Here is a 25,189-nt window from a genome sequence, read left to right as displayed (position 1 = left end):
GCAGAACCTCACGACGAAGTGGAGTGACAGTGTCGTCATCACGCGCCACCCTGATGCAGGTGGCGGAGCGCGCCGGGGTGTCGCTCGCGTCGACCTCACGGGCGCTGCACGGCACGGGAGCGAGTCGGGCGATGGTCGACCGCGTCCGCGCCGCGGCCGCCGAGCTCGGCTACAGCCCGGACGCGATCGGCCGGTCGCTGCGGATGAAGCGGACCTTCCAGGTCGCGTTCGCCGTCGCCGACATCGGCAACCCGGTCTACGTCGAGATGCTCACCGCCATCCACGAGGTCCTCGCGCCCCACGGTTACCGGGTGGTCGTCATGTCCACCGGCCACACCGTGGCCTCCACGATCGACCTGGTCCGGAGCCTCGGCAGCGGCTTCGTGGACGGCCTGATCGTCAGCCCGCTGCGCACCGACGACGAGCTCGTGAAGGCGATCCAGCAGGCGCCGGTCCCCGTCGTCGTCATCGGGCGCTCGCTCGAGAAGCAGGGCATCGACTCCGTCTCCACGGACTCGGCCGCGGGCCTCGGCCAGGCAGTCGCCCACCTCGTGGAGATCGGCCGACGCCGCATCGGCTTTGTCAACGGACCGCTGGACACCACGCCGGGCGCTGCCCGGCAGCGCGGCTTCGACGCCGCCACGAGCGGGCCCGCGTTCGCCGGGGACCACGCGGAGACCGAGCAGGCCGACGACTTCACCGTCGCGGCGGGGCTCGCCGCCGCGCGCCGCCTGCTGTCCCGCACCCCGGCGGCGGGCCCGTTCGACGCCGTCGTCGCCGCCAACGACCTGCTCGCCATCGGCGTCATCCGGGCCGCCGGGGAGCTGGGGCTGTCCGTGCCCGGCGCGCTCGCGATCACCGGCATGGACGACACCGAGATCGGCCGCGTCTTCCAGCCGAGCCTGACCAGCGTGTCCCTCGGGTCAGCCGAGCGCGGCCGCGCGGCGGCCCGGCTCGTCCTGGACCGGGTGGGCGACGTCGTCGAGCCCGCCCAGCAGATCGCCATCGGGCCGCACCTCGTCGTGCGCGAGTCCACCCTGCCTGCGGACCCGCCCGCTGCCACGCCCGCTGATCTGCCCGGCGCCGAAGACGTCGCCGGCCCGCCCGCTTCGAAGGAGAAGAGCGCACGATGACCGTCGCCACCTCGTCCCGGCCGCCGACGCCGGTACCCCGCCAGGGCGGCCGCTCGGACCGCCGTCGTGCCCCGAGCGGCCTGGACCGTGCCCGACGCCGGGAGGCGGCCGCGCTGGTGATGCCGTCGCTGCTGCCGATCCTCGTGCTGTCCGTCGCGCCGCTGCTCATGGGCGTGCTCCTGGCGTTCACCGATGCGGAGCTCGTGCGGCGCCCCGACTACCAGTTCGTCGGCGTCGACAACTTCGTGCGGCTGGCCGGCAACTCGTTCTTCTGGGACTCGTTCCGCATCGGCATGATCTGGGCCGTCGCGGTGACGCTCCTGCAGCTCGTCGCCGCGCTGGGCCTGGCGCAGCTGCTCAACTCCGGGCTGCGGCTGCAGGGGCTCACCCGAGTGCTGGCGCTGATCCCGTGGGCGATGCCGCCCGTCGTCGTGGCGATCATGTGGAAGATGATCTACTCGCCGAACGCGGGGCCGCTCAACGCGTTCCTCGGCTCGCTGGGCCTGCCGGACGACATCAACTGGCTCGCCGACTTCTCGACCGCCCTGCCCGCCGTCATCGTCGTCGGCGTCTGGGTGGGCATGCCGCAGACCACGGTGACGCTGCTCGCCGGGCTGCAGCAGATCCCGGCCGAGCTGCACGAGGCCGCAGCGATGGACGGCGCCGGCGCCTGGCGCCGGTTCTGGGCGGTCACGCTGCCGAGCCTGCGGCCGATCCTCACGTCGATCACGTCGCTGAACTTCATCTGGAACTTCAACTCGTTCTCCCTGGTCTACGTGCTGACCGAGGGCGGGCCCGGCGGCCGCACCATGCTGCCGATGCTGTTCACCTACCTGGAGGCGTTCAAGAACCGCAACATCGGGTACGCGGCGGCGATGGGCGTCGTGCTCGTCGTCGTGGTCGTCCTCCTCCTCGCGGTCTACCTGCGGTCGCAGCTGCGCGACGACCGCGTCGAGACGAAAAAGAAGGAGGGCTGAGCTGATGCGCGTCTTAGCCCAGCAGCTGGTCCGCCTCGCCCAGTACGTGGCGCTGGCCTGTTACATAGTGTTCCTCGGGTTCCCGCTGCTGTGGCTGATCTCGGCGTCGGTGAAGTCGTCCGCCGAGCTCAACTCGCTCGTGGTGAGCCTGCTGCCGCAGGAGTGGCACTGGGAGAACTACGCCGACGCGCTCGCCCGCCAGGGCCTCGTGAGCTCCGCGGGGAACAGCGCGATCGTGGCGCTGGCGTCCACAGCGCTCGTCATCCTCGTCGCGCTGCCCGCGTCCTACGTGCTGGCGCGGCTCAAGGGGGCGATCCGCGCGGCCGGCGTCGGCTGGATCCTGGTGAGCCAGGTGTTCCCCGTGGTGCTCGTGATCCTGCCGCTGTTCCTCGTGCTGCGGACGATCGGGCTGACGGACAGTCTCGTGGGGCTCACCCTCGTGCACACCACGTACACGCTGCCGTTCGCGCTGTGGATGCTGCAGGGCTACGTGGCCGCGATCCCCGTGGACCTCGAGGAGGCCGGGGCGATGGACGGCGGCAACCGCCTGGTGGTGCTGCGCCGGATCGTCTTCCCGCTGCTCGCCCCCGGCGTCGTCGCGACGGCGATGTTCAGCTTCGTGTCCTCCTGGAACGAGTTCTTCTTCGCGTTGGTCCTGCTGCAGTCGCCCGAGAACTACACCCTGCCGATCACCCTGTCGACGTTCATCGGCGGCGAGGGAAAGGTCGCGCTCGGCCCCCTTGCGGCGGGCTCCGTGCTCGCCGCGATACCCAGCATCGTCTTCTTCTCGATCATGCAGAAGAAGCTCACCGGCGGCCTCATGGCCGGGGCGGTCAAGGGATGACCGCCCACCCGAACCACCCCGCAAGAACCTATCCGAAAGGCAGACCCATGAAGACTCGTGGAGTGTCCATCGCCGCATGCCTCACGATCACCACCCTGCTGCTCGCGTCCTGCGGCAGCGGTGACGCGGGCGACGACGGCCCGGTGACGCTGAAGTTCCAGGCGCTGTCCGACCAGCCGGCCGCCATCGCGGCGACGGAGTCGATAGTCGCGGACTGGAACGAGGAGAACCCCGACGTCCAGGTCGAGATCGTCCCCGCCGGCTGGGACGGCGTCTACGACAAGCTCATCACCCAGTTCAACGGCGGCGCCGCGCCCGACATCATCCACTACGAGGCCGCGAGCATCGTCTCGTTCGCCCGGGACGGCTACCTCGCGGACCTCACCGACCTCATGTCGGACGAGCGCCGCGCGGACATCCCCGAGGGCATCCTCGACTCCGTGACCGTCGACGACCAGGTGATCGCGTACCCGACCGAGCTGCAGTCGTACGTGGTCTTCGCCAACCGGAAGCTCCTGGAGGACTCCGGCGTCGAGATCCCGACCGGCGACACCATGACCTGGGACGAGCTGCGCGAGATCGCGAAGGCGACCACGAAGGGCGACGTCTACGGCCTCGGCTGGGGCCTGGCGAGCCCGACCGCAACGTTCATGTCGCTGGCCCCCGGGTTCGGCGGCACCTACATCGAGGGCACCGGCGAGGACGCCACCCTGACGATCGGCGACGGCGAGATGGCCCTGCCGGAGCAAGTGCACGCCATGGCGTACGAGGACAAGTCGATCCTCCCGGTCACCATGACGCAGTCGGGGTCCGAGGCCATCGCGTCGTTCTACGCCGGGCAGACGGCGATGACCGTGCAGGGCTCCTACCAGGCCGCGAACATCACCAAGGACGCGCCGGAGGGCTTCGACTGGGTGGCCCTGCCGCCGCTGGCCGGCCCCGAGGGCCCGCAGCAGGCGGCCAACCCGCAGACGCTGTCGGTCAACATCGACTCCGAGCACGTCGAGGAGTCCGCCGAGTTCATCGAGTTCTTCACCCAGACGGAGAACCTCGCCGCGCTCAACGAGGCGGACGCCCTGATCCCGGCGACGACGTCGGCGCAGGAGGCCATGACCGACAAGCTCGGCGACGAGAACGGCTGGAGCACGATCCTGGCCGGGGGCCAGAACTTTGTCTCGGCCCCGTACCTGTTCGCCGACTCCTACGCGCAGTGGAAGGACACGGTGGCGACGCCGGCCTACCAGCGCTACCTCGCGCAGGAGACCGACGAGGCGGAGCTCGCCGAGCAGCTCACGAGCGGCTGGGAGGAGATCACGCAGTAACGATCACCGGGGACGAGCGGGGGACGTGCCGCGACGCGCGGCGGGCGAGGAACGACGAAGGAGCGTAGCCGTGAGCTGGTTAGAGGAACGGTCGGTGGCTGTGATCACCGGTGCTGCCGTGGGAGACGCCCTTGGTGGCGCCACCGAGGGCTGGACACCCGAGCAGATCGAGGAGCGGCACGGGGGCCGCGTGCGCGGCATCGTCGGGCCCTGGTACCCGAACTGGCAGGACGCGCGCCCCATTGCGCCATACCACAAGGGCGACGGGCACATCACCGACGACACCCTCATGACCAGGGCACTGGTGGAGGTCTATGCGAAGCGGCGCGAGCACCTCGACGCGTACGCGATGGCCGAGGACCTGGTGCCGCTCATGATCGGCGAGCCCCGCTGGATTCCCGAGCTCGAGTCGACGGTGCTGCTGCTCCAGCGCGTGTTCCTCGCCGAGAAGTGGCTGGTGGCCCGGCTGCACTACGGGCACGTGGACCCGCGCGAGGCTGGTGTGGGCAACGTCGTCAACTGCGGGGCCGCCATGTACGCGGCGCCCATCGGGCTCGCGAACGCGGGCGACCCGCGGGGCGCCTACGCCGAGGCGATCGACCTCACGGGCGCCCACCAGTCCAGCTACGGGCGTGAGGCGGCCGGCGTCTTCGCGGCGATGGTGGCGGCGTCGGTCGCCCCGGGCGCCACGCTCGACGACGTCGTGGTGGCGGCGTTCGACGTCGCGCACGACGGGACCGCCGCGGCGCTCCACGCGGTGGTGGACGCGGTCGCCGGGTGGACCGGCTCGGGTGCCGGAGGGAGGCCGGCGACCGACGACGAGGAGCGCGAGCTCGCGCGCCTCGTCCGGGAGGCCGTTGCCCCGTACGACTCGGTCGGGCCGGAGTACCGGCAGATGTCGATGGACGCGCGCCGCCCCTCGCGCACCAAGTCGATCGAGGAGCTGCCGGTCGCCCTCGGGCTCCTGCTCGCCCACCGCGGCGACTACCGCGGGGCCGTGCTGGCCGCGGTGAACTACGGTCGCGACGCCGACTCGATAGCCGTCATGGCCGGCGCGATCAGCGCGGGGCTGGGCGGGAGCGGCGTCGTGCCCGCCGAGTGGCTCGACGAGGTCGAGTCCGCGAGCAAGATGGACGTCCGGGAGACCGGCCGGCTCATGGCCTCCGCCGCGGCCGACATCCTGCGGGCGGACCGGGAGCGGGCCCTGACCCGGCTGGTGGCGCTCGACGCCGTCGCCCCTGCCGACGTGGCGACGGCGGGTGAGCCCGCGTGAGGCTGACCTGGGCCCAGCCGGAGGACCTGCTGACGCACGAGCTCGTGCAGTCGGCGGCCGAGGGCAAGGACGTCACCGATCTCCGCGACCGCTGGGTCGCGGCGGGCGGTGACCCGACGCCGGCGGTGTCCGGGGCGGGGCCGGTGCCGGCGTCGCCCGAGCTCCGGGCCCTGGCGCGCGAGCTGCTGGACGAGCTGGCAGCCCGGCCCGCGCCGTCGGCCCCCGAGGAGCCTGACGAGTGGGCGGCTTTCGAGTCGCTGCTGCCGCCCGTGCCCGCGCTGCCGCGGCGGCCGTCCGGACCCGGCAGCCCCGAGGCCGCGTACGCCGACCGCGTGCTCGGCGCCTGGACCGGCCGTGCGGCCGGCTGCCTGCTCGGGAAACCCGTGGAGAAGATCCCCCGGGCGGGCATCGAGGAGATCCTCCGGTCGACCGGCCGCTGGCCGCTCGACCGGTACTTCACGGCCGCCGGCCTGCCCGACGACGTCGCGGCGCGCTGGCCCTGGAACCGCCGGTCGGCGCCGACGTCGCTGGAGGAGAACATCGACGGGATGCCCGAGGACGACGACCTGAACTACCCGATCCTCGCCCTCGCGCTCCTGGAACGGCACGGTCGCGGGTTCACCACCGACGACGTCGCGCAGCTCTGGCTCGACGACCTGCCCGCCGGCCGCACCTTCACGGCCGAGCGCGCCGCGTACCGCAACATCCTCGACGCGCGCCCCGTGCCCGAGACCGCGACGCACCACAACCCCTTCCGCGAGTGGATCGGGGCGCTCATCCGCACCGACCTGCTCGGCTGGGTCTCGCCCGGCGACGTCCGGACGGCTGCGCGGCTGGCCTGGGCAGATGCCCGGCTCAGCCACACCCGCAACGGGGTGTACGGGGCGGCCTGGGCGGCGGCGCTCGCCGCGGCGGCGATGGTGGCCGACGGCGTGGAGCAGGTGCTCGACGCAGCGGACGCCGTCGTGCCGCCGGGCAGCCGGCTGGCCGACGCCGTGCGGCTCGGCCGCTCGCTGGGAGCGGAGCGTGACGGGAGCGAGGCGGGCGTGCGGGCCGGGCTGGACCGCATCCACGCCGAGTACGGGCACCTGCACTGGGTGCACGTGCTGAACAACGCGGCGGTCATCGCGTTCGCGCTCACCGCGGGCCGGGGCGAGTTCGGGCCTTCCGTCTCGATCGCCGTCACCGCCGGGTGGGACACCGACTCGGCGGCCGCGACCGTGGGCGGGGTCGTGGGCGCCCTGCGCGGCCTCGACGGGATCGGGGAGCGGTGGACCGTGCCCCTCGACGGGCGGATCGCGACCTCACTGCCGGGCGGGGAGCAGCGCATCGACGACCTCGTGGCGCGCACCGTCGCGCTGGCCGCGCCGGCCTCAACCGTCGGGGGCGGGGCATGAGCGTGGGGGACCTGAGCTCCGGGGGCGCCGACCGCCCGGGCGTTGGCTCGGCCGACGGCGGCCGGGTGGTCGTCGTCGGTTCGGCGAACGTCGACCTCGTCGTCGACGTGCCCCGGCACCCCGCGGGCGGCGAGACGATTCTCGGCGGCGACCTCCGCCGCACGCCCGGCGGCAAGGGCGCCAACCAGGCGGTCGCCGCGGCGCGCGCCGGGGGAGCGGACACCACGTTCGTCGGGGCGCTCGGCCGGGACGAGCCGGGCGAGCTGCTGCTCGCCTCGCTCGCGGGGGCGGGCGTGCGGACCGACATCGTCGAGCGCGTCGCGGCCCCGACCGGAACCGCGCTGATCACCGTGTCGCCCGACGGCGAGAACACGATAGTCGTGGCGCCCGGGGCGAACTCGCGCGTGCGGGTGGGCGCGGCGCAGGCGCAACGGATCGCGGACGCCGACGTCGTGCTGGCGCAGCTGGAGATCCCGCTCGACACCGTCGTGGCGGCCGCCCGGGCGCGCCGGGAGGGCGCGCTGTTCGTGCTCAACGCCGCGCCGTCGCGCCCGCTGCCCGACGAGCTCTGGGAGGAGGTCGACGTGCTCGTCGTCAACGAGCACGAGGCCGCTGACCTGGTCGGTGGTCCGACGGTGGGGGCGGGCGGGTCAGCTTCGGGAGACTCCGGCGCGGGTGCGGCCGGTGGGCCCGATGCGACAGGCTCCGCGACCCCCGAGGAACTCGCGGCCGAGCTGCTGGCTCGGGTGCCCGCCGTCGTCGTCACGCTCGGCGGGCAGGGGAGCCTGGTCGCCGAGCGTGACGTCCCGTCCGTCCGCGTGCCCGCCGCCCAGGTCACCGCGGTGGACACCACGGGCGCGGGCGACACCTACTGCGGCGTCCTGGCGGCCGCCCTCGCCCGCCCCGTCGAGTGCGGGCTGGTCGAGGCCGCGCAGGTGGCCGGGGCGGCCGGGGCGCTCGCCGTTACCCGGTTCGGGGCGCAGGACGCCGTGCCTGACGCCGCCGACGTCGTCGCGCTGGCCGAGCGCCTGCTCGTCGAAAAGAACTAGAGAGGCATCATGAGCTACACGTTCGACCCCCTCGTCCCGCGGCCGATCGACCGGCCGACCGAGGTCGGCGTCGGGCCGCTGAGCGCCGAGCGGAGCGCAGCCCTGGACGAGGCCAAGATCTTCTCCGGGCCCGCGGACCCGGCGGACCGGCCGGCCTGGCGCGAGACCCTGCGGGCCTGGCGTTCCGACGCCAAGAAGCACCACGGCTACTCCGGCGCCGCGTACACCCGGCCCGAGGCCGCCTGGGCGGCGCGGTGCAGCACCGTGGCGCAGGTGTGGCTGTGGGACGAGCTGCTCTACTCGTTCTCCGATGGACGCTTCACGCCGGAGCGGTTCCTCGGCGACGCCCGCGAGCGGTTCGGCGGGCTCGACGCCGTCGTCCTGTGGCACGCCTACCCGGTGATCGGGCTGGACGACCGGAACCAGTGGGACTTCTACCGCGACGTGCCAGGCCTCGCCGGCCTGGTGCGGACGTTCCACGAGGCGGGCCTGCACGTGTTCGTCGACTACAACCCGTGGGACGTCGGCACGCGGCGCGGCGCCGACGACCTCACCGAGCTGGCCGCGGTGGTCGCCGAGCTCGGGGCGGACGGCGTCTTCCTCGACACCCTGAAGAAGGCCGAGCCCGAGCTGGTCGCGCGGCTGGAGGCGGCGCGGCCCGGGATCGTCCTGGAGGGCGAGTCGAAGCTGGCGGTCGAGCGCATCGAGGACCACTCCTCGTCGTGGGCGCAGTTCTTCGCCGACTCGCCGGTGCCCGGCGTGCTGCGCGCGCACTGGTACGAGCGGCGGCACATGCAGCACCACGTGCGGCGCTGGCACCGGGACCACTCGGCGGAGCTGCAGTCCGCGTGGCTCAACGGTGTGGGCGTCATGGTGTGGGAGGTCGTGTTCGGGGTGTGGGTCGGCTGGTCCCGGCGCGACGCCGCGACGGTTCGCCGCCTGGTGACCGTCCAGCGCGCCGCCGGCGACCTGCTGCTGGACGGCGAGTGGACGCCGCTCGCGGAGCTCGCGCCCGAGGCCGACGCCGCAGGGGTGTACGCCTCCCGGTGGGAGCTGGACGGCGTCACGCTCTGGACGCTGGTGAACCGGGGCGACGCCGACTACGCCGGGCCGGTGCTGGCTGTGGACGCTCCCGAGCGGGCGGCGGGGCGCCTCGTCGCGCTCACTGACGCGCCGTGCGCAGAGGTCACCGGAGGGATCCGTGCGTCTGACCCGTCGGGCGGGCCGGACGTCGTCGTACCCGGGCGGGGGATCGCCGCGCTGCTGCACGTGGGCGCGGACGCCGCGGAGCCCGAGTGGCTGCCCGGCCTCCTCGACGCCCTGGCGGCAGCGCCGCACGACGCCGACGCCCGGTTCCCGCACGCGCTCGCGCGCCGCGTCGGGCGCCCCGTCGGGTCGGAGCCACGGGTCACCGGAGCGACCGACGCGTCTGACAGCTCGCGGACGCCGTCGGGCACGCCGGATGCGGACGCCGTCGTCGTGCCGGAAGGTCCCTACGTGCTGACCGTGCGCTACCGCGCGCGGGAGGCCGGGATGTACCAGGGCGCGCCCTACGTGGACGAGTGGAAGCCGCTTCCGCCACGCCTGCACGACGCGCGGACGCTGCAGCGCGACGGCGCGCTGGCCGCGCCGGTCGCGGTCGCCGCGACCGAGGTGACGAACGCGCAGTTCGCCGAGTTCCTCGCCGCTACGGACTACGCGCCCGCCGAGCCGCACCGGTTCCTGGCGCACTGGGCCGACGGCGGCCCGTCCGCCGCGGGCACCGACGGGCACCCGGTGACGTTCGTCGACCTCGACGACGCCCGCGCGTACTGCGCGTGGCGCGGCGGCCGGCTGCCGACCGAGGACGAGTGGCAGCTCGCGGGGGAGACCGGCGGCCTGCGCCGGGTCGAGCCCGCGGTGTGGAACTGGACCGAGAGCGAGCACAGCGACGGCCGCACCCGGTTCGTCATGCTCAAGGGCGGCAGCGACTACCGGGCCGAGGGCTCCGACTGGTACGTCGAGGGCGGGCGGCACGCGCCCGACTACTCGGTGAAGCTGTTGCTCCCGGGGCTCGGGCTCGCGCGGAGCGCCACCGTCGGGTTCCGTTGTGCGTGGGACCTGCCGGCGGATCCGGCGTCGGACGTTCGAGGGGAGGCAACCGCATGAGCGTGTCCCGCGATCCCGCCGACGGCGCCCTGGCCGGCCTGCGCGTCGTGGACGCGTCCACGCTGTTCGCCGGGCCGATGGCGGCGATGCACCTGGGTGACCTCGGGGCCTCCGTCATCAAGGTGGAGCACCCGGCCAGGCCCGACCCGTCGCGCACGCACGGCGCCGCGAAGGACGGCGTCAACCTCTGGTGGAAGACCCTGGGCCGCAACAAGCGCACGGTCACCGCGAACCTGGGCTCGCCCGGTGGCCGCGAGGTGTTCCTCGCCCTGGCGGAGCAGGCCGACGTGGTGATCGAGAACTTCCGGCCCGGGACGCTCGAACGCTGGGGCCTGGGCTACGCGGAGCTGTCGGCCCGCAACCCGCGCCTCGTGCTCGCGCGGATCTCCGGGTTCGGCCAGACCGGCCCGTACCGCGCGCGCCCGGGGTTCGGCACGCTCGCCGAGGCGATGAGCGGCTTCGCGGCGATGACCGGCGAGCCCGACGGCCCGCCCACCCTGCCCCCCTTCGGCCTGGCCGACGGCGTCGCGTCGCTGGCCACCGCGTTCGCCATCATGACGGCGCTCTCGGTGCGCGACCGGACCGGCCACGGGCAGGTAGTGGACACCGCGATCGTCGAGCCGATCCTCGCGATGCTCGGGCCGCAGATCACGCGCTGGGACCAGCTGGGGACCGTGCAGGCTCGGACCGGTAACCGGTCCAGCAACAACGCGCCCCGCAACACCTACCGCACGAGCGACGGGCACTGGGTGGCGGTGTCGACGTCGGCGCAGTCGATCGCGGAGCGCGTGGTGCGGCTGGTCGGGCGTCCGGAGCTCGTGGACGAGCCGTGGTTCGCCCGCGGCGTCGACCGGGCTCGACACGCCGAGGAGCTGGACGAGGCCGTGGGCGGGTGGATCGCGCTGCGGACACGCGACGAGGTGGTGGCGGCGTTCGAGGAGGCCCAGGCCGCCGTCGCCCCCGTGTACGACGCGCGGGACATCGTCGAGGACCCCCAGTTCCAGGCGCTCGGGACGATCCACGAGATCGACGACCCCGAGCTGGGGCCGATGCTGATGCAGGGGCCGCTGTTCCGGCTCTCGGAGCACGACGGCGTCATCCAGTTCACCGGCCGGCCGCACGGCGCGGACACGGATCTCGTGCTGGGTGAGCTGGGGTTCAGTGCCGAGCGGGTCGCGGAGCTGCGGGAGGAGGGGGCGGTATGACGCCGCTGACCCTGCTGTACGTCCCGGCCGACCGCCCCGACCGGGTCACCAAGGCGCTGGCCTCGCCGGCCGACTCGGTGCTCGTCGACCTGGAGGACGCCGTCGCGCCGTCGCGCAAGGGGGAGGCGCGGGAGAGCGCGGCGCGGCTGCTCGCGGGCTTGCCCGACGGCGCGGCCGGTGGCCGGGGTGCCGGGTCTTCCGGTGGCCCGGCTGCTGACCGGGCCGCCACGGCCGTCCAGGTGCGGATCAACCACCGCGGCACGCCGTGGCACGTCGACGACGTCGCGATGGTCGCGGCCCTGCCGCCCGGAGTCGGCGCGCGCATTCCCAAGGTCGAGTCGGCCGACGAGGTCCGGGCGCTCGCAGCGGCCCTGCCCGGCCGGGCGCTGCACCTGCTGGTCGAGTCGGCGCTCGGCGTCGAGCGTGCCTTCGAGCTGGCGACGGCGTCGCCGCAGGTCGCGTCCATCGGGCTGGGGGAGGCGGACCTACGCTCGGACCTGCGGGTCGACGCCGACGACGGGCTCACCTGGGCGAGGAGCCGCGTCGTCGTCGCGGCCCGGGCGGCGAAACTGCCGCCGCCGCACATGTCGGCGTACACAAACGTGCGCGACCTGGACGGGCTCGCGGCGTCATGCCGCACGGGCCGCGCGCTCGGCTTCTGCGGCCGGACGGCGATCCACCCGGGGCAGCTCGACACGATCCGGGCCGCGTTCCTGCCTGGCGACGGAGAACTCGCGGCTGCGCGAGAGGTGCTTGAGCGGGTGGGCGACGCCGCGACCGAGGGCGTCGGTGCCGTGGCGCTGGAGGACGGGACGTTTCTCGACGTCGCGATGGTTGAGCGGGCGCGCTGGGTATTGCGGCTGGCCCGCTGAAGGGCGGCGCTGCACCGTTGTTGGAGCCCTGGGGGAGACACGTACTCAGCGGAGTGTGTTGCTCTGCGTAGACAACGTCTACGCACAGCAACACCACTCGCCGGCGGCATCTCTCCCGCCCTCGCCCGCAGCATCAGCCGAAGGGTTGAGGCCATCCCCCTCGATCTGCTGTGACTTCACCCGCCTGAACCGCTCGAGCCTCTGTTCCGGCCCGGGGGCCGCCCCTAGCCTGGGCGGATGGCCTGGTGGGACGCGGTCCTCAGCGACGTCTCCGCGCTGCTGAGCGGGCTCGGGTTGGACGTGCCGCCGTCGATCCTCTGGGTCGTCCTCATCGTCCTCGCCGTGGTGGTCCTCTTCCGTGTGGTGCGGTCGGTCGTCGGGGTGCTCGACGGCGCCGTCGACTGGGTACGCACGCAGGTCCGCGAGCGTGCGTGGCGTGACGCGGGGCGGCTCAGCACATTCGTGTCGCTCCTGCTCCTGGTCCTCGCGTACGGCCTGTTCCCGGACGGTCAGTCCCTTGCGCCGTCGGAGCAGGCCGAGCACCTGATAGGTGACTTCGTCGGCAGCATCGCGCCCGCAGCGATCCTTACGCAGGCCCTGGTGCTCGGGGTGAGCTGGCTCGTGCTGGGCGGCCTCGCCGGAGTTCGTCCTCGCGAGCTCGCGGAGCCGTTCACGTCGGCGCTCAGCGGGACGGCGATCTTCGCAGTCCTGTTCCTCCTTTCGGTGGTGCCGTTCGTCGTGACCGGCGGCGATGCCGAGGCGCTCGGGACGGCCGCTGCTGTCTTCTTCTCGGTGCTGATTCTCGTGGCACCGGCCCTGGCCTGGGCCACGCAGCGCGCCGTCCGTCGACGAGCTGTCGCCGCGCCGACCGCGTCCGTGCCCGACTCGTCGGCAAGCAGCGGTTCGGACGGAGCGCGCGCCGCACGGGCCCTCACGGCCGGCATCGGAGCCCTTGTGCTGCTCGCCGCGATGATCGCCCTGCCGACGGCCTGGATCTTCGCGGAGGCCGCGCCCGACCCGTCAGTCGGAGGGCTGATCGCTGTCGACCTCGCGATCGCGAGCGTCGTCTTCCTGATCACCTGCTTCATGTTCCGCATGTACCTCGCGGAGGTGGCCGGTGCGCCGCCCGTCGTCGGGCACCTGATCGATCTGTGCCTAGCCGTGTCCGCGTCCGCGATCGCACTTACGGGTTCACCCGCGCTGGAGGTGGCCCTCGGGACCGTGCCTGCGATCGTCGTCGGGGCGCTCCCCGGCCTCGTGGTGGCGTCCATGATCGCCGTGACCCACCTGCGCGGGGCACGGTCCCCGCGCCTCGCGGTGAGCATCGCCGCGGCGATCGTGCTGGGGCTGCTCGTGGCACCCCTGCGTGAGGTCTTCGCGGCGTTGGACCTCGCGTCCTGGCTCCCGCTCGGCTGATGGCTCGGCATCGATGAGTACGAGCACCGTCCGTCGTCGGTACGTGCGGGCGCTATCACCGCGCCCGGCCCGAGACCCTGGAGGACACCGTGACCGAGACGCCCACCACGACCAGCCAGACCGGCCGCCCGTCCGTCGTCGACTGGGACGCCTGGCAGGCCGCCCGCGAGGAGTTCCTGGCCAGGGAGAAGGCGCACACCCGTGAGGGTGACGCGCTCGCCGCCGCCCGCCGTCGGCTGCCGATGGTGGAGCTCGACGGCACGGTCCAGGTCACCGGCGCCGACGGCCCGGTGCCGTTCATCGACCTGTTCCAGGGCCGCGCCGAGCTCGTGGTCTACCAGCACATGTGGCACGACGGCGACCCGATCGAAGGCCAGTGCCCCGGCTGCACCATCAACACGTGGCACATCCAACAGTCGGCTCCCTACCTGGCGGCGCGCGGCGTCTCGTTCGCGATGCTGACCGAGGGCCCCTGGGCGGAGGTCGCCCCGTACCTCCGGTTCATGGGCTACACCGAGCCCTGGTACTCGGTGCGCGACCTGGAGGCGCCGATCGGCGTCGACATGGGTCACATCGCCTGCTTCCTGCGCGACGGCGACCGCGTGTTCCTCACCTACCGGACCACGGGCCGGGGCAACGAGCCGGCCTCCGGAGTGTTCGGCCTGCTCGACATGACGCCCTACGGCCGAGGCGAGGCCTGGGAGGACATGCCGGACGGATGGCCCGAGGGCCAGGCCTCCTGCTGGTACTGGGCGACCGACGCCGCCGGGAACGGCACCTGGGGACCGACCCGCCGGCCCACGCCGCAGTGGACCCGTCCCGGGGCCACCCCGGTAGTGCCCGGCAACGGCCACGAACACCACCACTGAGGACCGGCCCCCGTTCCGTGGGCGTGCGGCTCCGGTCAGGCCGGGTCCACGGTCCGGCCGACGATCCACGCATGCTTGCCGACCTGACGGACGCGGCTGAAGCCGAGCTGCTCGAAGAGCTCGACGGTCGCGCTGTACAGGAATCGTCCGTGTGCCGTGCGGCCGGTCGTCACCTCGGGGATCGCCTCGACGAGACCGCCGCCGGCCCGGGCGATCTGGTCGAGCGCGCCCTCGAGACCTACCCGCGCGACGCCCTGGCCCCGGTGCTTGGTGTCGACGTAGAAGCACGTGATGCGCCAGTCCGGCACGGGCGGCGCGTCCTTCTCGTACTGGACCCGGTGCTTGATGCGGGTGAGCTCGACCGGGCTGCCGTACTGGCACCAGCCCTGCGCCCCGCCGTCGTCGTCGAAGACCAGGGCGGCGTGGGCGCGGCCGGTCCGTACGCGGTCCTCCTTCGCCGCGCGATGGTCGAGCCCGCGCTGACCGCCCTCGGGATGGAAGCCGATGCACCAGCATCCGCCGAAGACTCCGTTGTTGCGCTCCATCAGCTCGGCGAAGGCATCCCACGTCGAGGCGTCGAGCGGTCTGCTGGTGTACGGCATCGGGTTCTCCTCTGCGATCCGTTCTACCGCTCCACCGTAGGACCGGTTCCGGACGATCCGCGTCCGGAACTACCCGGGCTTCGCAGCGCCTGTTGGTCTCGGCGATCTCTGACTAAAGTCAGAGATATGAGCACCGTCGACACCATCCGCCGCTTCAACCGCAGCTACACCCAGCGCATCGGCGTCCTGGAGGAGTCGTTCCTCGGGACGGGGCGCCCGCTCGGCGCGTCGCGCCTCCTCTTCGAGGTGGGGCCCGACGGCGCCGCCGTGCGGGAGCTGCGTGAGCGGCTGGACCTCGACTCGGGCTACCTGACCAGGCTCCTGGCCCGGCTGGCCGACGACGGGCTCATCGAGGTGCGCCCCGACCCGGCCGACCGGCGTCGTCGGACGGTGGCGCTCACCGCCGTCGGGCAGAACGCGTACCGCGAGCTGGACGACCGCTCCGAGCGCAAGGCGCGCGGGCTGCTCGAGCCGCTCACCGAGCGGCAGCGCGCCCGCCTGGACGAGGCGCTCGGCACCGCCGACCTGTTGATCCGCGCGGCGACCGTGCACCTGCGGGTGGTGGACCCGGTGAGCGGCGCGGCCACCACGGCGCTGAGGGAGTACTACGCCGAGCTCGACCGGCGCTTCCCCGGCGGGTTCGTGCCCGATCCGCCGGACCGGGGCGCGGACAGGTTCCGCGCGCCGGAAGGCGCGTTCGTGGTGGCGACCAGCGACGGCGTCTCGGTCGCCTGCGGCGGAGTGCGCCGGATCGACGAGTCGACCGGCGAGATCAAGCGGATGTGGGTGGCGTCGGCCTGGCGGGGCGCGGGCCTGGGCGCGCGGCTCCTGCGGCGTCTGGAGGACGAGGCGCGCCGGCTCGGCTGCGCCCGTGCCGTGCTGGACACCAACCGGGTGCTCGCCGAGGCGGTCGCTATGTACGGGCGGGCCGGCTACCGGGAGATCGAGCCGTACAGCCAGGACAACCCGTACGCGGACGCGTTCTTCGAGAAGGCTCTGGGCTGAGTGGGCGCGTCCTCGCCGGCTCCGGGCCGTCCGTTGATGACGTTCGAGCTCACGACCGGCCGTAGTGCGTGACGAAGTCCTCGACCGCGCACGCCGCCGCCCCGCGCGCCCAGTCCACGAACCGCAGCGGACGCAGCTCGATGGCGGCGCTCGCGGCCGAACCGAAGGCCCGCTGCTCGAACGCGCGGCGGACATGCGGGTCCATGACGTCGTAGTCCCGCTCGTCGCCGGCCGGCCGGCCCTCGCCGCGGTCGTCCGGCGCGGGGCTGCTGCCGATGGCCTCGCCGGTGATGACGATGTGCTGGGCGCCCAGCAGGTTGGCGATGGTGGCGATCCCGGTGCCGACGGCGCGGCCGGCGTCGGCGAGCACCCGCACGGCGTCGGGCTGGCCGGAGCGTGCGAGGTCCGCGACGTCGCCGATGCCCAGCCCGCCGAACCCGGCCTGCGCCATGCGCTCCAGGATCCCGGCCGTCCCCGCGATGGCTTCGACGCAGCCCCGGTTGCCGCAGTGGCACAGCGGGCCGTCGGGGTCGACGAGCACGTGCCCCACCTCGCCGGCCACGCCGAAGCTGCCGTGCACCACCTGCCCGTTGACCAGCAGCGCGCACCCGATGCCGGTGCCGACCGTGACCAGTGCCAGCGACGACAGCCCGCGACCGACCCCGTACCAGCGCTCGCCGGTCAGGAGCGCGCGGACGTCGTTCTCGACGGTCGTCGCGAGCCCCGTGCGCTCGGCGACCTGCTCGCCGAGCGGCACGTCCCGCCAGGTCAGGAACGGTGAGTAGGCAACGTGACCCGAGGCCGCGTCGACGTCGCCGGAAACCGCCAGGCCGATGCTGCCGACCTCGGGGTGCCCGGCCCGCAGACCGGCCACCAGGTCCGTGATCTGCTCGACGATCGCCTCCGGGCGATGGTCGCGGACCGGCACGGTGACCTCGTCCAGCACCCGGCACCGCAGGTCGCAGAGCACCCCGAACAGCTCGTCGGCGGTGACCTTCACGCCGATCACCAGGTGCGCCTCCGCCTGCACGGTCACGACCGTGGCGGGCCGCCCCAGGGTGCCCTCCGCGGGCGCCCGGTCGCCGGTCTCGTGCAGCAGCCCCACCTCCAGCAGCGGGCGCACCGCGCGGGTGATGGCGCCCGGGGTCAGCCCGGTGTCGCGCGCCAGGGCCGTGCGCGACGCGTCGCCGGTCATGACGAGCTGCTGGAAGACGCGCGTTCCCGCAGGGCTGAGCGCTGGCGCCGGTGGTCTCGCGGGCATGCGACGACTCTAGCCGGGCGACTTAATTGACAGCGACAAAGAAAGGCGGTTGAGTGTCCCCGCACCCAGCAACTACCCAGCAAAGACGCCGGAGGGGCCCATGTCAGTCAAGCCCGATCACGACCAGAACCGCCGACCCGCCCGCTCGTGGCTCGCGATCGGTCTCGCGCTCGCCGTCGTGGCCACGGCCGGAGTGGCGCCCGTCGCCGCCGCTCCGGCTCAGTCCGTCGACGGCGCCGCGATCGAGGCCGAGGCGCCGCAGGTGGTGCTGGACGGCGCGAGCCGCGGCGGCTGCTCCTCGTGCTCGGGCGAGGGCAAGGTCGGCAGCATCAGCCCGTCCGCCACGGTGCTGGTGCCCGGCGTCGTCGCGCCGGAGGCCGGCACGTACGACGTCACGCTGCACTACCTCAGCGGCGACGACACCCGGGCCCTCACCGTCACGCCCGACGGCGGCGACACCGTCGGCGTGCCGACCGCCTCCACCGGCGGCTGGGACCGAGTCGGCACCACCTCGGTCTCCCTGCCGCTGCAGGCGGGCGAGAACCGGCTGACCTTCAGCGCCCCGGACGGGTCGCTCGGCCCGGACCTCGACCTGATCGAGGTCGCCGGCGCGACCGCGAAGGACTACGCGCTCACCGACCCGGCGGCGTCGGACCCCGTTCCCGTGGACCCGACCCCGGTCGTCCCGGGCGGCAAGCGCGCGGTGCTCCGCGGCGGCGACGTCACGATCGAGTACTCGCTCAGGAGCGGCACCGCGGACGCGCGCTGGGGGCGGCAGGAGGCCGTCACCGGCTTCTACAGCGGCGTCCGCATCGGCGACGAGCTCGTCACGACCAAACAGTACGACGGCGCCTGCCGGCTCACCGGCCGCACGACGGTCACCTGCGCCAAGCCCGGTCTGCCCACGCTCCGGCAGGTCTTCGTGCTCGACGGCGACCGCTCGTTCTCGGTGCGGCTCGACGTGACGGGCACGGACGGCCCGGTCACGACGTCGATGATGGTGCCCGTCATGACCGACCGGCGCGGCTCGGTCGACCTCGGGCGCGACGGCGACTACCGGATGGTGCTCGTCCCGTTCGACAACGACCACTGGGTCCGTTACGAGACACCGGCGATCGAGGACGTGACGCCCGCGCGGCGCAGCTTCGAGGTGACCGCGTTCATCGACGACACCTCGCGCCGCGGCCTCGTCGTCGGCTCGCTGGACCGGGACACCTGGAAGTCGGGCGTGGTCGCGGACGGCAACGCCCGCGGCGGCCTCGACCGGTTGCAGGCCGCCGCCGGCCTGACCGACTGGAGCTACGACTACGGCGACGGCATGAACAAGTACCAGTTCAACCGCGAGCTCAAGCCGCACGGCGACGTCAGCGGGACCACGGTGAGCTCGCCGCGCATGTTCGTCGGCCTCTACCCGGACTGGCGCGAGGGGATGGAGACGTTCGGGCGCGCCGCGGCCGAGGCCGCGGAGTCCCGCACGTGGTCCGAGGGGACGCCGTTCGGGTTCAACAGCTGGGGCGGGCTGGGCGCGCGTGGCGGCGACGCCGCCGTCATGGACGAGGTCTCCGAGTTCCTCGCCGAGGAGACACCCGCGTTCCGCAACACGCGGTCGGCGAAGGGGCCGTACGTCGGCGTGGACTCGTACTGGGACAAGATGCTCGCTCCCGAGTACTCGTTCGAGAACCCGGACACGTCGTGGGCGGAGCTCGAGCAGTACGTCGCGGACGTCAGGGCGCGGGGCCAGGAGCCTGCCCTGTACTTCCAGCCGTTCGCCAACTTCTGGAAGGAGGGCCTCGACGAGCAGGTCGGCGGCACCAAGCTCTGCCCGACCTGCGAGAACCAGACGTTCCGCGAGATGGCGCTCAAGGTGAACGGCGTCCCGGTGAACATCGACGGCGCCTGGGCGCTCGACCCGACCAACCCCGGCGTGCAGAACCGCGCGCGGATCGCCCTGAGCAAGTTCCGCGAGCTCGGGGTGCGCTACGTCAAGCTGGACTTCCTCACCCACGGCTACGTCGAGGCCGACGGCTGGTTCGACGCTGACGTGCACACCGGCCAGGAGGCGTTCCGCCAGGGCATGGCGCAGGTCGTGGACCACGTCGGCGACGACATGTTCATCGACCTGGCAATCTCGCCGCTGTTCGCCTCGGAGTTCGCCCACGCGCGCCGGATCTCGTGCGACGTGCACGGCGCGCTGAACAACTGGCACCCCACCGAGCCGGACCGCTACCAGAAGAGCACCGAGTACCTGCTCAACTCGCTGACGTACGGGTGGTGGCTCGACGAGGTCTACGCGTTCAACGACGGCGACCACATCCAGTTCGGCAACTACGAGTACGACGGCGACGCGAACGCCTACCTGCTCGACGACCCCTACCCGAGCATCTGGCCCGAGGGGCAGAACCGGGCGCGCGTCACGTCCGCCGTCATCACGGGGATCTACCAGGTCAGCGAGGACCTCACCGCCACCGGCCACCCGGTCATCAAGCAGCGGGCGCGCGACCTGCTGCAGAACCCGGACATCAACCATCTCGCCGAGCTCGGCAGGTCGTTCGCGCCGGTCCAGGCCGGCCCCGACGCCTTCACCGCCGCCGACACGTTCGTGCTGCGGGACGGCGGGACCACCTACGTGGCCGCGTTCAACTACGGGCCGTCGGCCCGCACCGCCGACCTGCCGCTGCGCGAGCTCGGCCTGGGCGAAGGCCGGTACGACGTCACCGAGCTGTGGACGGGCGCCGGGAGCCACGCCACGGGCCGGCTGCGGACGGCCGTGCCGGCGGAGGACGCGCGCGTCTACGCGATCACCGAGGGACGGGAGCGCTGATGAGCACGGCAGCGGTGGAGCTGGCGGGTCCGGCGTCGGCCCTGGCCCCCGACGGCGGACGCCGGACCGGCGGGACCAAGCGCCGCCCCACCACCCAGCTCTGGCCGGCCCTCGGGATGCTCGCCCCGGCGGCGATCGGGTTCGCGGTCTTCTACCTCTACCCGACCCTGCGCGGCATCTACCTCTCGCTTACCGAGTACAACATCCTGGGCAGCCCCGTCTTCGTCGGCCTGCAGAACTACGTCGACCTGGCCCAGGACGAGGTGTTCTGGAACGCGGTCCGCGTGACGCTCCTGTACGTCGTGCTGAACATCGGGTTCCAGACGGTCCTCGCGGTGGGCCTGGCCGTGCTCATGCACCGGCTCACGAAGTCGGTGCTCGTCCGCGGCAGCCTGCTGCTCCCGTACCTCATCGCGAACGTCGTCGTGGCCCTGCTGTGGTACTGGATGCTCGACTACAACATCGGCATCGTCAACGCGGTGATCGACGCCGTCGGGCTGCCCAAGGTGGCCTTCTTCGGGGACGAGGCGTGGACCATCCCGACCATCGCCGCGATCAACACCTGGCGGCACCTGGGGTACACCGCGCTCCTCGTGTTCGCGGGCCTGCAGATGATCCCGCGCAGCGTGTACGAGGCGGCGGCCGTCGACGGCGCGGGGGAGTGGCGCACCTTCTGGCGGATCACCCTGCCGCTGCTGCGCCCGGTCCTGGCGCTCGTGCTGGTCATCACCGTCACCGGGGCCTTCCAGGTCTTCGACACCGTTGCCGTGACGACGTCGGGCGGGCCGGGCAACGCGTCGCGGGTGCTGCAGCTCTACATCTACGAGCAGGCGTTCGCCCGCGGGCACTTCGGCTACGCGTCGGCGATGTCGGTGGTCCTCTTCCTCATCCTCGCCGGGGCGGCGTTCGCGCAGATGCGTCTGCTGCGCGCCGGCGAGTCCGACCTTTCCTGATGGGAGTCCCGATGGGAGCTCAGAGCCTTGCGCAGCGCCTGGCGCGGATCACCTGGGGACGGGTGATCGCCTGGATCGTCCTGTGGAGCTTCATCCTGGCCACGGTCCTGCCGTTCTACTGGATGCTGCGGACCGCGCTGTCGGACAACCAGGCGCTCGCCGCGCAGTCCTTCTCGCTGCTGCCGGCGGACTTCACGCTGGGCCCGTTCGAGCGGGTGTTCGGCCTGGCCACGCCGGAGGAGGCCCTGGCGGAGGGCGGGTCGGGCGCGTCGCTGAGCTTCTGGCTCTACCTGCGCAACTCCCTGATCGTCTCCACAGCGGTGACGGTCGGCCAGGTCCTGTTCTGCTCGATGGCCGCCTACGCCTTCTCCCGCCTGCGCTGGCCCGGCCGCGACGCGTGGTTCGCCGTCTTCCTCGGGGCGCTCCTGGTGCCGCCGATCTTCACGGCGCTGCCGAACTTCCTGACCGTCAAGTCGGTGGGTCTGCTGAACACGCTGCCCGGGATCATGCTGCCCAGCCTCTTCATGACCCCGTTCGCGATCTTCTTCATGCGCCAGTTCTTCCTCGGCATTCCCCGGGAGATCGACGAGGCGGCGATGATCGACGGCGCCAGGCCCTGGCGCATCTTCTTCCGGATCATCCTGCCGATCTCGGCGGCGCCGGTCACCACGCTCGGCATCCTCACGTTCATCAGCTCCTGGAACGACTACTTCTGGCCGCTCCTGGTGGGCCAGACGGAGGAGTCGAAGGTGCTCACCGTGGCGCTGGGGATCTTCCGGTCGCAGACGCCGCAGGGCGCGCCCGACTGGGCCGGGCTCATGGCCGCATCCCTCGTGGCCGCCCTCCCCATCGTGATCCTCTACGCCGTCTTCGGCCGGCGGGTCATCAACTCCATCGGGTTCTCCGGCATCAAGTAGCCGGGCCCCTGCACCCACACCGAGAGGAACGTACGACATGAAGAGAAAGACGCTGGCGGGTGTCAGTGCCGCCGCCCTCGCGTCCCTGTCCCTGGCCGCCTGCTCGGGCGGCGCGGGCGCCGCCGAGGCGGAGGGCCAGATCGACTACTGGCTGTGGGACGCCAACCAGCAGCCCGCGTACCAGCAGTGCGCCGACGCCTTCCACGAGGCCAACCCGGACCTCACAGTGAAGATCACGCAGCGCGGGTGGGACGACTACTGGTCCGCGCTGACCACCGCCTTCTCCTCCGACACCGGCCCGGACGTGTTCACCGACCACGTGTCCAAGTACCCGGAGTTCGTCGCGAACGGGCAGCTGCTGCCCCTGGACGACCACGTGCAGGACGTCGACCTCGACCAGTACGCCGAGGGCCTGGCCGACCTGTGGATCGCGCAGGACGGCAAGCGGTACGGCCTGCCGAAGGACTGGGACACCGTCGCGGTCTTCTTCAACGAGCAGATGGTCGCCGACGCGGGACTCACCGACAAGGACATGCAGAACCTGGACTGGAACCCGGAGGACGGAGGCAGCTACGAGGAGGTCATCGCGCGCCTGACCGTGGACGCGAACGGCACCCGCGGTGACGAGCCGGGCTTCGACAAGGACGACGTCGCGGTGTACGGGCTGGGCATCCCCGGCGCGGGATACGAGAACGGCCAGACCGAGTGGAGCATGTACACGGCCACGACCGGCTGGACCCACACCGACAAGAACCCGTGGGGAACCCGCTACAACTACGACGACCCGAAGTTCCAGGAGACGATCGCCTGGTGGTACTCGCTGGTCGAGAAGGGCTACATGCCGCCGCTCGAGACGACCATCGGCGCGTCGGTGAACGACAACTTCGGCGCCGGCAAGTCCGCCATGAACATCAACGGCGACTGGATGCTCTCCACCTACTTCGGCTACGACGGGGTCGACGTCGGGCTGGCGCCCACGCCGACCGGTCCGAGCGGCGAGCGCGCGAGCATGTTCAACGGCCTGGCCGACTCGATCTGGGCGGGCACCGACAACCCTGAGGGCGCGGCGCAGTGGGTCAAGTTCCTCGGCTCGACGGACTGCCAGGACATCGTCGGTGCGGCCGGCGTCGTCTTCCCGTCCATCACCAGCTCGGCCGAGCTCGCCACGGAGGCCTTCGCGAAGAAGGGGATCGACGTCACCCCGTTCACCACCCAGGTCGACGACGGCACGACGTTCCTCTTCCCGGTGACCGAGCACGGCTCCGACGTCCACGCGATCATGACCGCCGCGATGGACGACGTGCTCGGCGGCAAGGCCGACGTCGCGTCGCTTACCGAGGCGAACGAGCAGGTCAACGCCCTGTTCGACTAGTCCAGCAGTCCCTTTGTCGTGGGCGCGCTCGTTGCGCCTGAAACAGGCACGTGGTCGCGACGATCACGCCCACGACAACGGGACTCACGTGTCGGCGCCTCGATCAGGACACCCGTCACACCCGGAAACATCTGCGCGGCCACGGTGTTGTCCACCGTGTGAGCGAGGAACTGCACCGGGCGACGGTGGTCGTGATCGGGGCCGGGCAGGCGGGCCTGTCGGCGGCGTACCACCTGCAGCGCCGGGGATTCGTGAGTGCTGTTGACCAGCCGGACGCGGAGCGCACCTTCGTCGTCCTGGACGCGAACCCGGCGCCGGGCGGCGCCTGGCAGCACCGCTGGGAGTCCCTGCGGATGGCCACCGTCAACGGGATCTTCGACCTCCCGGGCCTGGCCCAGCCCGCCGTCGACGAGACGGAGCCCAGCCGCGCCGCCGTCCCGCGATACTTCGCGGGCTTCGAGCGGACGTTCGCGCTCCCGATCCTGCGCCCGGCCCGGGTCGTCGCGGTGCGCTGCGCCGACGACGACCCGGACGGCGACCTCGTCGTGACGAGCGACCGCGGTTCCTGGACCACCCGCGCGGTCATCAACGCGACCGGCACGTGGACCAACCCGGTGCTGCCGCGGTACCCGGGGCAGGAGACCTTCCGCGGCCGTCAGCTCCACACGCGCGACTACGTCCGGGCGGAGGACTTCGCCGGCCAGCGGGTGGCGATCGTCGGCGGCGGGATCTCGGGGCTCCAGCTCCTGGAGGAGATCTCCCGCGTGGCGACCACCCGCTGGTACACCCGGCGCGAGCCGGTCTTCCGGGACGGCGAGTTCCGGCCGGAGGAGGCCGGGCGCGAGACCATCGCCAAGGTCATGGCCGACGTCGAGGCGGGTCGGCCCAGCCGCAGCGTCGTGTCCTACACGGGGCTCATCTGGACGCCGTACGCGCTCGCGGCGAAGGCTCGCGGCGCGTTGGAGCGGCGGCCGATGTTCACCGCGATCGAGCCGATGGGCGTGCGGGAGGCGGACGGCTCGTTCACGCCCGTCGACGCCATCCTGTGGGCCACCGGCTTCCGGGCCGACCTGACCCACCTGGCCCCGCTGCGGCTGCGCAACGAGCTGGGCGGCATCGCCATGCACGGCACCGAGGTGGCTGCCGAGCCGCGGGTCCACCTCATCGGGTTCGGGCCGTCGCAGTCGACGGTCGGCGCCAACCGGGCGGGCCGGGCGGCCGTGGGCGCGGTGGTGCGGCGGCTCTCGGCACCTGCGCCGTCGATGGCGAGTGCGGCGCGTTCGGACGCGCGGACCCCGACCTGACGGAAGCTGCCGAGGCGCTGCGGTGTTCGCGCCGGGCCCGGCCGGTCATGAGCGGCGAGACCGCCAGACGACGGCGAACACCGCAGCGGCGACGAGCCGGACGACGACGTTCGCGACGAGCACCACGCTGACGCCCGCCGTCGCGAGGTAGAGCACCTCGAGGACCGCCGTCGCGCCGTGGAACACCGCGAACGCGGCAGCGATGAGCCGGATCGCGGCCGGGTCCGCGAGCCGGGCGGCCCCGATCGAGAGCACCCCGACGCCCAGCTCCGCCGCAGCCAGGAAGTACGACAGCAGGTAGTCGCTCGGGTCCATCGTTATGCCAACGGTCGCGGGAATCGCGGCGGGGAAGACGGCGAGCGCGACTGCCGCCGCGAGCGTCACCGCGCCGTGCACGATGAAGATGGCGCGCTCCGCGCGAGGGGGCACGGTCCTGTTGGTCACGACCC

21 protein-coding genes are annotated in these 25,189 nt (G+C 72.7%); 18 read left to right on the top strand and 3 right to left on the bottom strand.

Features of this window, described 5'->3' with window-relative positions; genetic code table 11:
- Positions 1-29 precede the first annotated feature (29 nt).
- The 12 genes from C8K30_RS15540 to C8K30_RS15485 all read left to right on the top strand — a co-directional run bounded on the left by C8K30_RS15540 (position 30) and on the right by C8K30_RS15485 (position 14,505).
- On the top strand, positions 30-1,133 hold the full coding sequence (locus tag C8K30_RS15540; RefSeq protein ID WP_233257197.1) for a LacI family DNA-binding transcriptional regulator: 1,104 nt from the start codon (positions 30-32) through the stop codon (positions 1,131-1,133).
- Complete coding sequence (locus C8K30_RS15535) at positions 1,130-2,110, top strand: carbohydrate ABC transporter permease (RefSeq protein WP_108493801.1); 981 nt, start codon at positions 1,130-1,132, stop codon at positions 2,108-2,110. The genes C8K30_RS15540 and C8K30_RS15535 overlap by 4 nt, the downstream gene beginning before the upstream one ends.
- A gap of 4 nt (positions 2,111-2,114) precedes the next feature.
- On the top strand, positions 2,115-2,954 hold the full coding sequence (locus tag C8K30_RS15530; protein ID WP_108493800.1) for a carbohydrate ABC transporter permease: 840 nt from the start codon (positions 2,115-2,117) through the stop codon (positions 2,952-2,954).
- Positions 2,955-3,001: 47 nt separating this feature from the next.
- Positions 3,002-4,276, top strand: a complete 1,275-nt coding sequence (locus C8K30_RS15525; RefSeq protein WP_233257196.1) for an ABC transporter substrate-binding protein — start codon at positions 3,002-3,004, stop codon at positions 4,274-4,276.
- A 70-nt stretch (positions 4,277-4,346) separates the two neighbouring features.
- Positions 4,347-5,549 (top strand): ADP-ribosylglycohydrolase family protein, encoded by a 1,203-nt coding sequence (locus tag C8K30_RS15520; protein WP_108493798.1) that lies wholly within the window; start codon positions 4,347-4,349, stop codon positions 5,547-5,549.
- A complete protein-coding gene (locus C8K30_RS15515) occupies positions 5,546-6,946 on the top strand; it encodes an ADP-ribosylglycohydrolase family protein (protein WP_108493797.1) in 1,401 nt (466 codons plus the stop codon). The genes C8K30_RS15520 and C8K30_RS15515 overlap by 4 nt, the downstream gene beginning before the upstream one ends.
- On the top strand, positions 6,943-7,995 hold the full coding sequence (locus C8K30_RS15510; RefSeq protein ID WP_108493796.1) for a ribokinase: 1,053 nt from the start codon (positions 6,943-6,945) through the stop codon (positions 7,993-7,995). The genes C8K30_RS15515 and C8K30_RS15510 overlap by 4 nt, the downstream gene beginning before the upstream one ends.
- 9 nt (positions 7,996-8,004) lie before the next feature.
- Complete coding sequence (locus tag C8K30_RS15505; protein ID WP_108493795.1) at positions 8,005-10,143, top strand: SUMF1/EgtB/PvdO family nonheme iron enzyme; 2,139 nt, start codon at positions 8,005-8,007, stop codon at positions 10,141-10,143.
- The gene (locus tag C8K30_RS15500) at positions 10,140-11,348 is read left to right on the top strand and encodes a CaiB/BaiF CoA-transferase family protein (RefSeq protein ID WP_108493794.1); all 1,209 of its coding nucleotides are present in this window, start codon (positions 10,140-10,142) and stop codon (positions 11,346-11,348) included. Before C8K30_RS15505 ends, C8K30_RS15500 begins: the two co-directional genes overlap by 4 nt.
- On the top strand, positions 11,345-12,220 hold the full coding sequence (locus C8K30_RS15495) for a CoA ester lyase (RefSeq protein WP_108493793.1): 876 nt from the start codon (positions 11,345-11,347) through the stop codon (positions 12,218-12,220). The genes C8K30_RS15500 and C8K30_RS15495 overlap by 4 nt, the downstream gene beginning before the upstream one ends.
- Before the next feature lie 237 nt (positions 12,221-12,457).
- Entirely contained in the window at positions 12,458-13,636 is a 1,179-nt protein-coding gene (locus C8K30_RS15490; RefSeq protein WP_108493792.1) for a hypothetical protein, read from the top strand.
- An 89-nt stretch (positions 13,637-13,725) separates the two neighbouring features.
- Positions 13,726-14,505 carry a DUF899 family protein gene (locus tag C8K30_RS15485; protein ID WP_108493791.1) on the top strand — a complete coding sequence of 260 codons (780 nt, stop codon included), beginning with the start codon at positions 13,726-13,728 and terminating at the stop codon, positions 14,503-14,505.
- Between the two features lie 35 nt (positions 14,506-14,540).
- On the opposite strand, the gene C8K30_RS15480 is transcribed toward C8K30_RS15485, so the two are convergent.
- On the bottom strand, positions 14,541-15,107 hold the full coding sequence (locus C8K30_RS15480; RefSeq protein WP_108493790.1) for a GNAT family N-acetyltransferase: 567 nt from the start codon (positions 15,105-15,107) through the stop codon (positions 14,541-14,543).
- 126 nt (positions 15,108-15,233) lie between these two features.
- On the opposite strand from C8K30_RS15480, the gene C8K30_RS15475 reads away from it, so the two are divergent.
- Entirely contained in the window at positions 15,234-16,112 is an 879-nt protein-coding gene (locus C8K30_RS15475) for a helix-turn-helix domain-containing GNAT family N-acetyltransferase (RefSeq protein WP_108493789.1), read from the top strand.
- Positions 16,113-16,161: 49 nt separating this feature from the next.
- On the opposite strand, the gene C8K30_RS15470 is transcribed toward C8K30_RS15475, so the two are convergent.
- On the bottom strand, positions 16,162-17,373 hold the full coding sequence (locus tag C8K30_RS15470; RefSeq protein ID WP_108493788.1) for an ROK family protein: 1,212 nt from the start codon (positions 17,371-17,373) through the stop codon (positions 16,162-16,164).
- A 100-nt stretch (positions 17,374-17,473) separates the two neighbouring features.
- On the opposite strand from C8K30_RS15470, the gene C8K30_RS15465 reads away from it, so the two are divergent.
- The 5 genes from C8K30_RS15465 (at position 17,474) to C8K30_RS15445 (ending at position 24,740) form a co-directional block, all read left to right on the top strand.
- Positions 17,474-20,194: a hypothetical protein gene (locus C8K30_RS15465; RefSeq protein WP_108493787.1), complete on the top strand. Its 2,721-nt coding sequence runs from the start codon at positions 17,474-17,476 to the stop codon at positions 20,192-20,194.
- On the top strand, positions 20,194-21,147 hold the full coding sequence (locus C8K30_RS15460) for a carbohydrate ABC transporter permease (RefSeq protein ID WP_369940141.1): 954 nt from the start codon (positions 20,194-20,196) through the stop codon (positions 21,145-21,147). Before C8K30_RS15465 ends, C8K30_RS15460 begins: the two co-directional genes overlap by 1 nt.
- 11 nt (positions 21,148-21,158) lie before the next feature.
- Complete coding sequence (locus C8K30_RS15455; protein WP_233257195.1) at positions 21,159-22,064, top strand: carbohydrate ABC transporter permease; 906 nt, start codon at positions 21,159-21,161, stop codon at positions 22,062-22,064.
- A gap of 37 nt (positions 22,065-22,101) precedes the next feature.
- Complete coding sequence (locus C8K30_RS15450; RefSeq protein WP_108493786.1) at positions 22,102-23,436, top strand: sugar ABC transporter substrate-binding protein; 1,335 nt, start codon at positions 22,102-22,104, stop codon at positions 23,434-23,436.
- A gap of 158 nt (positions 23,437-23,594) precedes the next feature.
- Positions 23,595-24,740 (top strand): NAD(P)-binding domain-containing protein, encoded by a 1,146-nt coding sequence (locus tag C8K30_RS15445; RefSeq protein ID WP_199230505.1) that lies wholly within the window; start codon positions 23,595-23,597, stop codon positions 24,738-24,740.
- Positions 24,741-24,785: 45 nt separating this feature from the next.
- On the opposite strand, the gene C8K30_RS15440 is transcribed toward C8K30_RS15445, so the two are convergent.
- The gene (locus C8K30_RS15440; RefSeq protein ID WP_108493785.1) at positions 24,786-25,184 is read right to left on the bottom strand and encodes a hypothetical protein; all 399 of its coding nucleotides are present in this window, start codon (positions 25,182-25,184) and stop codon (positions 24,786-24,788) included.
- Between the last annotated feature and the right edge of the window lie 5 nt (positions 25,185-25,189).

Source organism: Promicromonospora sp. AC04, from assembly GCF_003058225.1.
In the GTDB taxonomy this organism is placed as follows: domain Bacteria; phylum Actinomycetota; class Actinomycetes; order Actinomycetales; family Cellulomonadaceae; genus Promicromonospora.
This window is presented reverse-complemented; position numbering and strand designations above follow the sequence as displayed.